Source organism: Paraburkholderia sp. Cpub6 (assembly GCF_014201065.1).
In the GTDB taxonomy this organism is placed as follows: Bacteria; Pseudomonadota; Gammaproteobacteria; order Burkholderiales; family Burkholderiaceae; genus Paraburkholderia; species Paraburkholderia tuberum.
Genome location: NZ_JACHDM010000028.1, coordinates 43,709 through 57,513 on the forward strand (window position 1 = coordinate 43,709; position 13,805 = coordinate 57,513).

Annotated in this window: 12 protein-coding genes; 10 read left to right on the plus strand and 2 right to left on the minus strand. The window is 65.4% G+C overall.

The window, feature by feature from the left end:
- Positions 1-132: 132 nt before the first annotated feature.
- Positions 133-555, minus strand: a complete 423-nt coding sequence (locus HDG33_RS30970) for a hypothetical protein (RefSeq protein ID WP_184038303.1) — start codon at positions 553-555, stop codon at positions 133-135.
- A gap of 281 nt (positions 556-836) precedes the next feature.
- On the opposite strand from HDG33_RS30970, the gene HDG33_RS30975 reads away from it, so the two are divergent.
- The 5 genes from HDG33_RS30975 (at position 837) to HDG33_RS30995 (ending at position 5,687) form a co-directional block, all read left to right on the plus strand.
- Positions 837-1,148 carry a hypothetical protein gene (locus HDG33_RS30975; protein ID WP_184038306.1) on the plus strand — a complete coding sequence of 104 codons (312 nt, stop codon included), beginning with the start codon at positions 837-839 and terminating at the stop codon, positions 1,146-1,148.
- 67 nt (positions 1,149-1,215) lie between these two features.
- Positions 1,216-2,343 (plus strand): VIT1/CCC1 transporter family protein, encoded by a 1,128-nt coding sequence (locus HDG33_RS30980; protein ID WP_184038308.1) that lies wholly within the window; start codon positions 1,216-1,218, stop codon positions 2,341-2,343.
- 260 nt (positions 2,344-2,603) lie between these two features.
- Positions 2,604-3,779 (plus strand): glycine betaine/L-proline ABC transporter ATP-binding protein, encoded by a 1,176-nt coding sequence (locus HDG33_RS30985; protein WP_184038311.1) that lies wholly within the window; start codon positions 2,604-2,606, stop codon positions 3,777-3,779.
- Entirely contained in the window at positions 3,772-4,674 is a 903-nt protein-coding gene (gene choW / locus HDG33_RS30990) for a choline ABC transporter permease subunit (protein WP_184038314.1), read from the plus strand. Before HDG33_RS30985 ends, choW begins: the two co-directional genes overlap by 8 nt.
- Before the next feature lie 20 nt (positions 4,675-4,694).
- Positions 4,695-5,687 carry a GlxA family transcriptional regulator gene (locus HDG33_RS30995; protein WP_184038317.1) on the plus strand — a complete coding sequence of 331 codons (993 nt, stop codon included), beginning with the start codon at positions 4,695-4,697 and terminating at the stop codon, positions 5,685-5,687.
- Between the two features lie 31 nt (positions 5,688-5,718).
- On the opposite strand, the gene HDG33_RS31000 is transcribed toward HDG33_RS30995, so the two are convergent.
- Entirely contained in the window at positions 5,719-6,801 is a 1,083-nt protein-coding gene (locus HDG33_RS31000) for a GlxA family transcriptional regulator (RefSeq protein ID WP_184038320.1), read from the minus strand.
- Between the two features lie 325 nt (positions 6,802-7,126).
- On the opposite strand from HDG33_RS31000, the gene HDG33_RS31005 reads away from it, so the two are divergent.
- From HDG33_RS31005 to HDG33_RS31025, 5 genes are read left to right on the plus strand one after another with little or no spacing between them, the layout of a single operon-like run.
- Positions 7,127-8,521: an L-serine ammonia-lyase gene (locus HDG33_RS31005; RefSeq protein ID WP_184038323.1), complete on the plus strand. Its 1,395-nt coding sequence runs from the start codon at positions 7,127-7,129 to the stop codon at positions 8,519-8,521.
- Positions 8,522-8,560: 39 nt separating this feature from the next.
- The gene (locus tag HDG33_RS31010; protein ID WP_184010042.1) at positions 8,561-9,805 is read left to right on the plus strand and encodes a sarcosine oxidase subunit beta family protein; all 1,245 of its coding nucleotides are present in this window, start codon (positions 8,561-8,563) and stop codon (positions 9,803-9,805) included.
- A gap of 17 nt (positions 9,806-9,822) precedes the next feature.
- Positions 9,823-10,158, plus strand: a complete 336-nt coding sequence (locus HDG33_RS31015) for a sarcosine oxidase subunit delta (RefSeq protein ID WP_184038326.1) — start codon at positions 9,823-9,825, stop codon at positions 10,156-10,158.
- Positions 10,155-13,157 (plus strand): sarcosine oxidase subunit alpha family protein, encoded by a 3,003-nt coding sequence (locus tag HDG33_RS31020; protein WP_184038329.1) that lies wholly within the window; start codon positions 10,155-10,157, stop codon positions 13,155-13,157. Before HDG33_RS31015 ends, HDG33_RS31020 begins: the two co-directional genes overlap by 4 nt.
- Entirely contained in the window at positions 13,147-13,803 is a 657-nt protein-coding gene (locus HDG33_RS31025; protein ID WP_184038334.1) for a sarcosine oxidase subunit gamma, read from the plus strand. Before HDG33_RS31020 ends, HDG33_RS31025 begins: the two co-directional genes overlap by 11 nt.
- Positions 13,804-13,805: the final 2 nt, after the last annotated feature.

Sequence of the window (13,805 nt, forward strand, 5' to 3'; positions counted from 1 at the left end):
TTGGCGCTTCCGGCGCGGTTAAACGATACTCCTGACGGCGCGGACATGCCAAAAAACTGAATCGCGGAAGGAAGTGCGTGCGCCTTGATTCCAGCACGGTGAGACACAGGCACCGGCATACGACGCAGCCGACTATAAGCGCGGGCGCGCGGCGGCTAGTTTGTCCCAGAACGACGGAGGTAACGAAATACTCGAATCTCCTTCACCGCCATCTCCGCGGGAAAATTCGACGGACGGACCGAGATAACGGGGCGGCGAATACGGATTCAGCGAGTATCGCAGACCCGTTGACCAGAAAAGGTCGGGGACAGGCGTGCTGAACGTGCGCAGTGCAAGCAGCTTCCCAGTTTTTGCATCGAATAGCCTGCCGACATATTCAGGGCTTCCACCGCGGCCCGGAATCCATCGCAATAGGCAAAGCTCTGCCGTGTACAGGCCGTGGGCAGGTGCCGAATGGCGACACTCGCCTCCTTGCGGAGTATGGTCGAACAGGCCGAGATAAAGCACGGCGATGAGACCCGCGAACAATGCGACACGCGCAGGGATGCGTTTCATAGACAGAGCACGATCGGCGGAAAGAGTGGAACGAAGCGACGGTCCGAGTAGATGATGAAATCGATCCGCGCCACTATTGTTCATGAGTCAATCTCAACAAAACGCGGAGAATTCTGAAAACGAGGCCGCAGGGGTCGTCCACGCTCCCGACCCGCCTCCCGCTATTTGGCTGTAAGCTCCCGTTGACGGGTTCGCGTGGAGGCTGCGCGACCCGGCGTGTGGTTCACGATTCGCAGACGCAACTCGTACGTTATTGCCAATTTTTTCAGGGGATATCAGTGATGAAGAGCTTCGCCATTAAACGAATCATGGTGGGTGTTTCGGCCGTCGCACTGATGGCCGGTACGATTCCGCTCGCGCTCGCGCAGGGCTCGACGGATGCCGCAGCCCAGGAAGGCGCGACGACGACCACCCCAAAGCCGACCAAGGCCGAGCGGAAGGCAGAGCGCAAACAGGCCCGCGCGAAAAAGAACGCCGAACTGAAGAAACTCGAAGACGCGGGCTACCAGCCGGCGCAGAACGATCCGAACTATCCGGACAAGTTGCAGGCAGCCCAGAAGAAGGCCGGCGTTGGTGCGCCTGCCAGCCAGTAACGGACAGGCGGACGCCCGGCGTGGCATTCATCGTTGATGAGGCGCCGGGCAGTTGCGAGGCGCGATCATGGCAACGAAACATGAAGTGAAACGCTACAAGGCGAATCTCTCCGACGAACTGCACAGTGCGGCCCTCTATGAGACGCTCGCGCAGGTCGAGAAAGACGAGACCCGCAAGCAGGTTTATCAGGATCTCGCGCAATCCGAACACAGCCACGCGCAAGTGTGGGCCGACAAGCTCAGAGCCAATGGCATCGAGCCGAAGGGCCGTGGCCATGCGGTCAAGACTCGTCTGATGAAGGGGCTCGTGCGCGTGTGCGGCGCGGACTTCGTGCTGCCGACGCTCGCCGCAGCCGAATACGCGGACCGCAACAAATATCAGGGCCAACGCGACGCGGGCCACATGTCGGCCGACGAACATCATCACGCGGCAGTCGTGCAGACGCTCGCGAGCACCGGCAATGCCAACCTGTCGTCCGGCGCGCGCATTGCCGCGGCCGAGTCGTGGCACAAGGGCGCCGCGTCGGGCAACGATCTGCGCGCGGCGGTTCTCGGCGCGAACGATGGCCTCGTGTCCAACTTCTGCCTGATCATGGGCGTTGCCGGCGCGGGCACCGGCAACCAGGCGATCCTGTTGACCGGCCTCGCCGGGCTGATCGCCGGTGCCTGTTCGATGGCGCTCGGCGAATGGCTGTCGGTCACCAATGCGCGCGAACTCGCGAGCACGCAGATCGCCAAGGAAGCCGAGGAGATCGAAGAACAGCCCGAAGCGGAGGAGCACGAACTCGCGCTGATCTACCGCGCGAAAGGGCTCGATGCGAACGAGGCGAAACGCGTGGCCTCGCAGATGATGCGCGACAAGGACAAGGCGCTCGACACCCTCACGCGAGAGGAGCTCGGTCTCGATCCGGCGGAACTGGGCGGCAATCCGTGGTCGGCGGCGGGTGTGTCGTTCTGCTTGTTCTCGCTCGGCGCGATTTTCCCGGTGATGCCGTTCCTGTGGACGCGCGGCGTCAGCGCAATCGTGCAGTGTGTCGTGCTGAGCATGCTGGCGCTCGCGTCGATCGGCGTGTTCACGTCGTTGTTCAACGGACGTAGCGCGGGGTTTTCGGCGCTGCGCCAGATCGTCATCGGGCTCATCGCGGCAGGGTTCACGTTCGGCGTCGGGCGCTTGCTGGGCGTGTCGATTTCCTGAACCCGGCGCCTCTCAGGCGCCTCGCGGTCGCCGCTGTCCGGGAGCGCCGCTTGCTATGTCGCGACACGCTCCGCGCGCGGGCCAACCCGCGTCAATCCTTTGTCCCACAAGGGTTTGCTCGCCGCGCCCGAGCGTCCACGGCATGGCCGGGTGTCGCATTTCCTCATGTGGTTGTCGGAATTAGTCGGTTAGCCGCACTTTTTTCTGGCAACTATGTAGGCACAGCGCGGACGGACGTCCGCAAGCGAGGAGAGCACTCGATGAATTCCCCCAAGGTCGTGGTCGAAGGGCTATGCAAGGTGTTCGGCAGCAACCCGAAACAGGCGCTCGCGATGCTGGCCAGCGGCGCCACGAAAGAAGAGGTGTTTGCCCGCACCGGTCAGATCGTCGGCGTCCACAACGCGTCGTTCGAGGTTCGCGAGGGCGAGATCTTCGTGCTGATGGGCCTGTCCGGCTCGGGCAAGTCGACGCTGATTCGCCTGATCAATCGGCTCGTCGAGCCCAGCGCCGGCAAAGTGCTGATCGACGGCCGCGATGTCGCGGGCGTGCCGCGCGCCGAGCTGACCGCGTTGCGCCGCAAGGACATGAGCATGGTGTTCCAGTCCTTCGCGCTGATGCCGCAGCGCAACGTGCTGGCCAACGCGGCGTTCGGCCTCGAAGTCGCGGGCGTCGGCCGTAAGGAGCGCGAGGCGCGGGCGCTGACGGTGCTCGAACAGGTCGGCCTTGCACCGTTCGCGCAGAAACTGCCGGCCGAGTTGTCGGGCGGCATGCAGCAGCGCGTCGGGCTCGCGCGCGCGCTCGCGGTCAACCCGTCGCTGATGATCATGGACGAGGCGTTCTCCGCGCTCGACCCGCTCAAGCGCAAGGAGATGCAGAACGTACTGCTCGATCTGCAACGCGAGCAGCAGCGCACGATCCTGTTCGTGTCGCACGATCTCGAGGAGGCGATGCGCATCGGCACGCGCATCGCGATCATGGAAGGTGGCCGTGTCGTGCAGATCGGCACGCCGCGGGAAATCATCAAGAACCCGGCCGACGACTACGTGCGAGCGTTCTTCGAAGGCATCGACACGAGCCGCTATCTGACGGCCGGCGATCTGATGCAGACCGACGACGTGCCGCTGATGCACGCGCCGCAGATCGACGCGTCGAGTGTCGCCGCGACGCTCAACGGCAGCGCCGACTACGCGTTCGTGCTCGATAGCGAGCGCCGGATTCGCGGCTTCGTATGCCGCGATGCGACGGGCAGCGCGTCGCCGAAGCTCAACCAGATCGAATGCATCCGCCGGAGCACGCCGCTCGACGACGTGGTCGCGCGCGTGGTGGCGAGCCGCGCGCCGCTGCCGGTCGTCGAAGCGGACGGCTCCTACTGCGGTTCGGTCAACAAGACGAACGTGCTGAACGTTCTCACGCGCCATCGAGGTTCCCATGTCTGAAGTCATTCCACTTGGCGCCTGGGTCGATCGCGGCGTTCACTACCTGCTCGATCATGATGCGCAGACCTTCGACACAATCGGCAAGGTCATCGAGAGTTTCGCCGCGGCGGTCGAGCACGGTTTGCAGGCCGTGCCGATGTGGGCGCTGATGGCGTTTTTCGTCGGCATCGGCTTGTGGCGCGTCGGCTGGCGCTTCGCGCTGTTCACGCTGGCGGCGCTGCTGCTGATCTACGGCACCGGCTTCTGGGATCAGATGGTGATCACGCTCGGCCTCACGCTGTCATCGACGGTGATCAGTCTCGTGCTCGGCGTGCCGCTCGGCATCTGGATGGCGAAGAGCCGCGCCGTCGAAATGATCGTGCGCCCGGTGCTCGATCTGATGCAGACGATGCCCGCGTTCGTCTACCTGATTCCGGCCGCGATGCTGTTCGGCCTCGGCCGCGTGCCGGGCATCCTGTCGACGGTGATCTTCGCGATGCCGCCCGCGGTGCGTCTGACCGCGCTCGGCATCAAGCACGTGAATCGCGAAATCGTCGAAGCGGGACAGGCGTTCGGCTGCACGCCGTGGCAACTGCTGTACAAGGTGCAGTTTCCGAACGCGCTGCCGTCGATCATGACCGGCGTGAACCAGACCATCATGATGGCGCTGTCGATGGTGATCATCGCGTCGATGGTCGGTGCGGGCGGCCTCGGTAACGACGTGCTCGCGAGCATCCAGCGGCTCGATATCGGACTCGGCTTCGAAAGCGGCATGTCGGTCGTGATGCTGGCGATCATTCTGGACCGCATCACCGAGAGCTTCGGCCGGGCGCCGGGCAAGGTACGCGCCCCCTTGCTCGCCGGTTTGCGCAATGCGATGAAAGTGCGCCGCGAGCCGGCGGCGCAACACGGTTGATGGCCTGATTCGATACCTCCATGAAGCGCGACGCAATCGCCTCCGCCGAAGCCGATGCGCGGCTGTGCGCCGTCGCGCACGTCGGCTTCCTGACGCTGCCGAACTTCTCGATGATCGCGTTCACGAGCGCAGTCGAGGTGCTGCGCATGGCGAACTACGTGGGCCGCGCGCAGCACTACCGGTGGTCGGTGATCACGCCGGACGGCGAGCCGGCGCGCGCGAGCAACGGCATCACGGTGAAACCGACCACCACGCTCGCCGAGGCCGGCATGCCGGACCTGCTGTTCGTGTGCGCGGGCTGGCACGTGCGCGAGTATGTCAATGACGCGGTGATCGCGCTGCTGCGCGAGGCGGCCGCGCACCGCGTGCCGCTCGGCGGCATCTGCACGGGTCCGTATGCGCTGCTCGCGGCCGGGCTGCTCGACGGCTATCGCGCGACCGTGCATTGGGAGGACATGTCGCCGTTGCACCAGCGCTATCCGCACGTGCATTTCGACGACGAACTGTTCGTGATCGACCGCGACCGGCTGACCTGCACCGGCGGAACCGCGCCGCTCGATCTGATGCTGCATCTGGTGGGCATGCGGCTGGGGGCCGCGGTGGCCGCGCAGGTGTCCGAGCAATTCATCGTCGAGCGGATTCGCGGCTCGACCGATTACCAGCACATTCCGGTCGACGCGCGGGTCGGCCTGTCGCGCACCGAACTGATCGAAGTGGTGCGGCTGATGGAAGCGAACATCGAGGAGCCGCTATCGCTCGACGAACTCGCCCGGCTCGTCAACCTGTCGCAGCGTCATTTGCAACGGATGTTCAAGCTATTCCTGAACGTGTCGCCGACGCATTACTACCTGAGCTTGCGGCTGCGCCGCGCGCGCGATCTGCTGCGCAATACCGACGCGTCGATCGCGCGCGTGACCATGGCGTGCGGTTTTCATTCGCCGTGTCATTTCAGCAAGGCCTATCGCGCGCAGTTCGGACATGCGCCGAGCGTCGAGCGGCGCATGGCGGAGTAGCGGGTGCCGCGGCCTCGCAGGCCGCGCGGATTCAGATCGCCTGCGCGCGGCCCGGAAACGTTTCGTCGTAGCACGCGCCGTCGTCGGCTTGCTCCGCCGTGCCGCGCTGCTCGCGATACATCATCGGCGGCACGCCGAACTGTTTGCGAAATTCCCGTCCCAGGTGCGAGGCGTCCGAAAAGCCGCAACTCGACGCGATATCGGCGACGGTTTTGTCTGAGCTCGTCAACAACCACGCGGCGGTGCGCAGGCGCACCTGCTTCGCGTAGGCTTGCGGCGCCTTGCCGGTCTGCGCCTTGAACAGCCGTTCGAGCTGACGCGGCGACAGATCGAGCTTGCCCGCCAGTTCGTCGAGCGGCAGCGCGCGGCCCACGTGCTGCTCCATCAGCAGGATCGCGCGCTTGACCTTTGGATGCGAGGCCGGCGCGAGACCGGGGGGATGAGGCTGCGGCGCGTTGCCTTTCTGCAGGTCGTCGACGAGCAGGATGCGCAGCGCCTTCTGCACCGTCGCCGTTTCGAAATGACGCAGCAGGATCGCGGCGGCGACGTCGATCGACGCGCGGCCGCCGGAACAGGTGATGCGCCGCCGGTCGATCACGAACAGCCGGTCGGCGACCAGCATCTGTTCGTCGACCGACGGAAAGCGCTCGATGAAATCCCAGTAGTGAAACCAGCTCACGCAGATCCGATGGCCGTCGAGCACGCCCGCGCGCATCAGCGAGAACACGCCGGTGCACATGCCGACCAGCGTCGTGTCGCGGGCGGCGGCGCGGCGGATGAACGCGAGCGTCGCCTCGCTCGCGGCCGGCCCCGAGTGCAGCAGTCCGCCGACCACCACCACGTAGTCGAACTTCCCGGCGGTCTCGAAGGTTTCCCACGGCGTGATCTGGATGCCGCAACTCGCCCGCACCGGGGCCAGGGTTTCCCCGATCACGCTCCACGAACAGCGCACCGGCTTGCTGAAGTCGCCTTCGTCGGCGGACAGGCGCAGCAGGTCGACGAAACCCGAGAATGCGGTCAGCGTGAAGTTCGGCAGCAGGATGATGCCGAAGCGGATGCGCTGCTTCGTAGCTGTGTCGAGTGAGGGAGGGGCAAGCGTTTCAGCGGAATTCATGCGCGCGGCGGGTCGGTGAAAAGAACGGCGAAAGAGGAACGGACGTTGACCGAAACGGTGAAGCCGAGGATAGCACCACGGACCTTCAGCATTGCCGGCCGCAATCGGGCCGCCTGTCGCAAATGCGTCCCAAGTCATCGCAAATGCGCCGGGAGACCCGCGTGGCGGCTCACTTGACGACGCCATCCCATTGCGATGCCGTTTTTATTCTATCGATCCGGCCCGGCGTGCGGTGCAATAGACGCACATTCCATCCGGGCGCATGAGTCGAGTCGAAGCGCTTCCGGCCATCGCAACACGCAAGACACAACGCACAAGGCAAGCCATGAACGTCAGCGTCTTCGATCTGTTCAAGATCGGCATCGGTCCATCCAGCTCGCACACGGTCGGGCCGATGATCGCCGCATGCCGCTTCGCATCGCACATCGAGGACGCGAATCTGCTCGGCTTCGTGCGGCGCGTCAGAGCCGAGCTGTTCGGCTCGCTCGGCGCGACCGGCAAGGGCCACGGCACCGACAAGGCGGTGCTGCTCGGCCTCGAAGGCAATCTGCCCGACAGGCTCGATCCTGAGCTGATCGAGCCGCGGCTGCGCGCGATCCGCGAGACCCGCCAGCTCGTGCTGCTCGGCAAGCATCCGGTCGCGTTCGACGAGCGCGAACATGTCGGCTTCTTGCGCAAGCTGATGCCGGGCGCGCCGGGCTCGGGCGTCGTGCATCCGAACGGCATGCGCTTCCAGGCCTTCGACGAGAACGGTCAACTGCTCGTCGAAAAAGAGTACTTCTCGATCGGCGGCGGCTTCGTCGTCAATCGCGACGGCGACCGCGTGAACGGCCGGCGCGCCAACGCGGAGGTGCCGTATCCGTTTCGCACCGGCGACGATCTGATGCGCGTGTGCCGCGAAAGCGGCCTGTCCATCGCCGAAGTGACGTTGCGCAACGAATGCGCGACCCGGCCCGAGCCCGAAGTGCGCGAGGGCCTGCTGGCGATCTGGCGCACGATGGCCGCGTGTGTCGAGCGCGGTTGCAAGGCGCGCGGCGAGTTGCCCGGCCCGATGCACGTGAAGCGTCGCGCGGCCGAGCTGCGCGAGCGCTTGCGCGCACGCTCGGAGGAATCGCTGCGCGACCCGCTGTCGATGCTCGACTGGGTCAACCTGTACGCGATGGCCGTCAACGAGGAGAACGCCGCGGGCGGCCGGGTCGTCACCGCGCCGACCAATGGCGCGGCCGGCGTGATCCCGGCAGTGCTGCACTACTACGTGAAATTCATGCATGCGGCGAACGACGCCGGCATCGTCGACTTCCTGCTGACCGCCGCGGCGATCGGCATCATCTACAAGGAAACGGCGTCGATCTCCGGCGCCGAGGTGGGCTGCCAGGGCGAAGTGGGCGTGGCCTGCTCGATGGCCGCCGCGGCGCTCGCGGCCGTGATGGGCGGCACGCCCACCCAGGTCGAGAACGCCGCCGAAATCGGCATGGAACACAACCTCGGCATGACCTGCGATCCGGTCGGCGGGCTGGTGCAGATTCCGTGCATCGAGCGCAACGCGATGGGCGCGATCAAGGCGATCAACGCGGCCCGCCTCGCGATGAAGGGCGACGGCAAGCACGTGGTGTCGCTCGACAGTGTGATCCGCACCATGCGCGAAACCGGCGCCGACATGAAGACGAAATACAAGGAGACGTCGCGCGGCGGACTGGCCGTGAACGTCATCGAGTGTTGAACCGCTACACCGCATCTGCAAAACCGCAAAGGAACGACGATGAGCCGCTATTCGATATTCAGCCTGCTACGCAACGGGATGTCGTATCACGAGAACTGGGAGCGGCAATGGCGCAGCCCCGAGCCTAAACGTGAATACGACGTCGTGATCGTCGGCGGCGGCGGGCACGGTCTCGCGACCGCGTACTACCTCGCGAAGGAGCATGGCGTGCGCAATGTTGCGGTGCTCGAGAAGGGCTGGATCGGCGGCGGCAACACCGCGCGCAATACGACGATCGTGCGGTCGAACTACCTGTGGGACGAATCCGCCGCGCTCTACGAGAAGGCGATGAAGCTGTGGGAAGGGCTCGCGCAGGATCTGAACTACAACGTGATGTTCAGCCAGCGCGGCGTGATGAATCTCGCGCATACGCTGCAGGACGTGCGCGACACCGAACGCCGCGTCAACGCGAACCGCCTGAACGGCGTCGACGCCGAATTTCTCACGCCCGCGCAGATCAAGGAACTCGAGCCGACCATCAATCTGAACAGCCGCTACCCGGTGCTCGGCGCATCGATCCAGCGGCGCGGCGGCGTGGCCCGGCACGATGCGGTGGCGTGGGGCTTCGCGCGCGGCGCCGATCAGGCCGGCGTCGACATCGTGCAGAACTGCCAGGTCGTCGGCATTCGCCGCGACGGCAGCCAGGTGACGGGCGTCGACACGACCAAGGGTTTCATCAAGGCGAAGAAGGTCGCGGTGGTCGCGGCCGGCAACACGTCGACGCTCGCCGACATGGCCGGCGTGCGGCTGCCGCTCGAAAGCCATCCGTTGCAGGCGCTGGTGTCGGAGCCGATCAAGCCGGTCGTCAACACGGTCGTGATGTCGAATGCGGTCCACGCGTATATCAGCCAGTCCGACAAGGGCGATCTCGTGATCGGCGCGGGCGTCGATCAGTACACGGGCTTTGGGCAGCGCGGCAGCTTCCAGATCATCGAGGGCACGCTCGAGGCGATCGTCGAAATGTTCCCGGTGTTTTCCCGCGTGCGGATGAACCGGCAGTGGGGCGGCATCGTCGACGTGTCGCCGGACGCGTGCCCGATCATCAGCAAGACCGATGTGAAGGGACTGTATTTCAACTGCGGTTGGGGGACGGGCGGCTTCAAGGCGACGCCCGGCTCGGGATGGGTCTATGCGCACACGATCGCGAAGGACGAACCCCATCCGTTGAACGCGCCGTTTTCGCTGGACCGGTTCTATACCGGTCATCTGATCGATGAGCATGGCGCTGCCGCCGTGGCCCACTAGTCGACAAGGAGACACAGATGCTGCTGATCGAATGCCCCTGGTGCGGTCCCCGCGCCGAAACCGAATTCTCGTGCGGCGGCGAGGCGGACATCGCCCGCCCGCTCGACACGGACAAGCTCACCGACAAGGAATGGGGCGACTACCTTTTCATGCGCAAGAACCCGCGCGGCGTGCATCGCGAGCAATGGTTCCACACGCAGGGCTGCCGCCGCTGGTTCAAGGCGCAGCGCGACACCGTCAGCTATGGGTTCCAGGGTTATCAGACGTTCGAGCGTCCGTTGCTGACGCTGGACAGTACCGATACACAGGCAGCAAACGCACAGGTAAAGGCACAAGAGGGAAAAGCATCATGAGCCAGAAAGACCGACTCCCGACCGGCGGGCGCATCAATCGCGCGATCGCGCTGAGCTTCACGTTCAACGGCGTCGAGTATCAGGGTTATCAGGGCGATACGCTCGCGTCCGCATTGCTCGCGAACGGCATGCATTTCGTCGCGCGTAGCTGGAAATATCATCGGCCGCGCGGCATCGTGACCGCGGGCGTCGAGGAGCCGAACGCGGTCGTGCAACTGGAGACCGGCGCCTACACGGTGCCGAACGCGCGCGCCACCGAGGTCGAGTTGTACCAGGGGCTCGTCGCGAGCAGCGTGAACGCGAAACCGAGCATCGAGAAGGACCGCATGGCGATCAACCAGAAGATCGCGCGCTTCATTCCGGCGGGCTTCTACTACAAGACCTTCATGTGGCCGCGCAAACTCTGGCCGAAGTACGAGGAAGCGATTCGCGACGCGGCCGGCCTCGGCACCGCGCCGCGACAGCGCGACGCGGACCGCTACGACAAGTGCTTCGCGCATTGCGACGTGCTGGTGGTCGGCGGCGGCCCGACCGGGCTCGCGGCCGCGCACGCGGCCGCCTTGTCCGGCGCGCGCGTGACGCTCGTCGACGATCAGCCCGAGCTGGGCGGCTCGCTGCTGTCCTGCGGCGCGGAGATCGACGGCAAGCCCGCGCTGCTGTGGGTGCAGAAAATCGAGGACGAATTGCGGCAGTTGCCCGATGTGAAGATCCTGAGCCGCAGCACCGCGTTCGGCTATCAGGACCACAATCTCGTCACGGTCACGCAGCGCCTGACCGATCATCTGTCCGTGTCGCAGCGCAAGGGCACGCGCGAACTGCTGTGGAAGATCCGCGCCAAACGCGTGATTCTCGCGACCGGCGCGCATGAACGGCCGATCGTGTTCGGCAACAACGATCTGCCTGGCGTGATGCTCGCGTCGGCGGTGTCGAGCTATCTGCATCGGTATGCGGTACTGCCGGGTCGCAATGCGATCGTGTTCACGAACAACGACGACGGCTATCAATGCGCGCTCGACCTGAAAGCGGCCGGCGCGCAGGTCAGCGTCATCGATCCGCGCGCGGGCGAATCGAAGGGCACGCTGCCGGCGCTCGCGCGCCGCCATGGCATCAAGGTGCTGAACGGCACGGTCGTCACGGCGGCGCATGGCAAGCTGCGCGTCGCGTCGGTGTCGCTCGCCTCGTATGCGAAAGGGCAAATCACCGCTCAGCAGGGCCAACTGCCGTGCGATCTGCTCGCGATGTCGGGTGGCTGGAGCCCAGTGCTGCATCTGTTCGCGCAGTCGGGCGGCAAGGCCCATTGGCATGACGACAAGGCCTGCTTCGTGCCGGGCAAGGCGGTCCAGCCTGAGACCAGCGTCGGCGCCTGCGCGGGCGACTTCACGCTCGGCCAGGGCATCCGCTTCGCGCTCGACGTCGGCGTCGAAGCGGCGCGCGCGGCCGGGCACATCGTCGCGCGGCCAAAGCCGGTACAGGTCGCCGAACTGAGCGAAACGAAGCTGGAACCGCTGTGGCTCGTGGGCGGACGCGAGTTGGCCACGCGCGGGCCCAAGCAGTTCGTCGATTTCCAGAACGACGTCGCGGCGGCCGACATCTTCCTCGCGGCGCGCGAAGGCTTCGAATCCGTCGAACACGTGAAGCGCTACACCGCGATGGGCTTCGGCACCGACCAGGGCAAGCTCGGCAACATCAACGGCATGGCGATTCTCGCCCAGGCGCTCGGTAAGACCATTCCCGAGACCGGCACGACGACGTTCCGGCCGAACTACACCCCGGTCACGTTCGGCACTTTCGCCGGCCGGGAATTGGGCGAATTGCTCGATCCGGTGCGCAAGACGGCGGTGCACGAATGGCACGTGGAACACGGCGCGGCGTTCGAGGACGTCGGCAACTGGAAGCGTCCGTGGTATTACCCGAAAGCGGGCGAGGATCTGCACGCGGCGGTTGCGCGCGAAGCGCTCGCGGTGCGCACGAGCGTCGGCATCCTCGATGCGTCGACGCTAGGCAAGATCGATATTCAGGGCCCCGATTCCGCGAAACTGTTGAACTGGGTGTACACGAATCCGTGGACCAGGCTCGAAGTCGGCAAGTGCCGCTACGGCCTGATGCTCGACGAAAACGGCATGATCTTCGACGACGGCGTGACCGTGCGCCTCGCCGAGCAGCACTACATGATGACGACCACCACCGGCGGCGCGGCGCGTGTGCTCACATGGCTCGAACGCTGGCTGCAAACCGAATGGCCCGATCTGCGCGTGCGGCTCGCATCGGTCACCGATCACTGGGCAACTTTTGCGGTAGTCGGCCCGATGAGCCGCAAGGTGCTGCAAAAGGTCTGCGACGACATCGACTTCGCGAACCCGGCGTTTCCGTTCATGACGTATCGTGAAGGCACCGTCGCGGGCGCGGCGGCGCGCGTGATGCGCATCAGCTTCTCGGGCGAACTCGCGTATGAGGTGAACGTGCCGGCCAACGTCGGACGCGCGGTGTGGGAAGCGTTGATGGCCGCGGGCGCGGAGTTCAACATCACGCCGTACGGCACCGAGACGATGCACGTGCTGCGCGCGGAGAAGGGCTACATCATCGTCGGCCAGGATACGGACGGCTCGATGACGCCGCACGACCTCGGCATGGGCGGGCTCGTCGCGAAGTCGAAGGACTTTCTCGGCAAGCGCTCGCTCGCCCGTTCGGACACCGCGAAGGCGGGACGTAAGCAACTGGTCGGGCTGCTCGCGGAGGATGCGTCGTTCGTGATACCCGAGGGCTCGCAGATCGTCGCCGGTCCGTTCCAGGGCGACACCGCGCCGATGCTCGGGCACGTCACGTCGAGCTATTACAGCCCGATTCTGCAACGCTCGATCGCGATGGCGGTCGTCAAGGGCGGTCTCGACAAGATCGGCACGACCGTCACGATTCCGCTCGCGAGCGGCAAACAGATCGCGGCGAAGATCGCGAGTCCGGTGTTCTACGACAGCGAAGGAGCACGTCAACATGTGGAATGAAACAGGCGGGACGGTGTCCATCGTGGACCGCACGCTCGGGCGGCAAAGCGGCGCGTGGCAGGAGTCGCCGCTGGTCGGTGTGGATGGGCTGCTGAAACAGCATCAGGCCAACGCGACTGCCGCGTTCCGGCTCGGCGAGCGGCCATTTCTCGAACTCGTGAACGTGCGCGGCGATACGCGCGACGCGGCGTTCATTCGCGCGGTGGAACAGGTGATCGGCTGCAAGCCGCCGGAGAAGCCGAACACGGTCGCGCGCGGCAACGGCTACGACATGGTCTGGCTCGGCCCGGACGAATGGCTCGTGCGTTCGGAGACCGCGCACGATGCGACGCGCACGGCGCCGTTGCAGGCGAAGCTCGGCGCGGCGTTCGCGGGCGTGTTCGCATCGGCGGTCGATGTGGGCAGCGGCTATACGGTGCTTGAAATCACCGGCACGCGCACGCGCGACGTGCTCGCGCGCGGCTGTCCGCTCGATCTGCATCCGAAACTTTTCGGCCTGGGGCAGTGCGCGCAGAGCCACTATTTCAAGGCGTCGATCACGTTGCTGCCCACGGGCGCCGACAGTTTCGACATCGTCGTGCGTCGCAGCTTCGCGGATTACTTCGTCAGGATCATGCTCGACGCCGCCGAGCCGTTGATGTGCTGAGC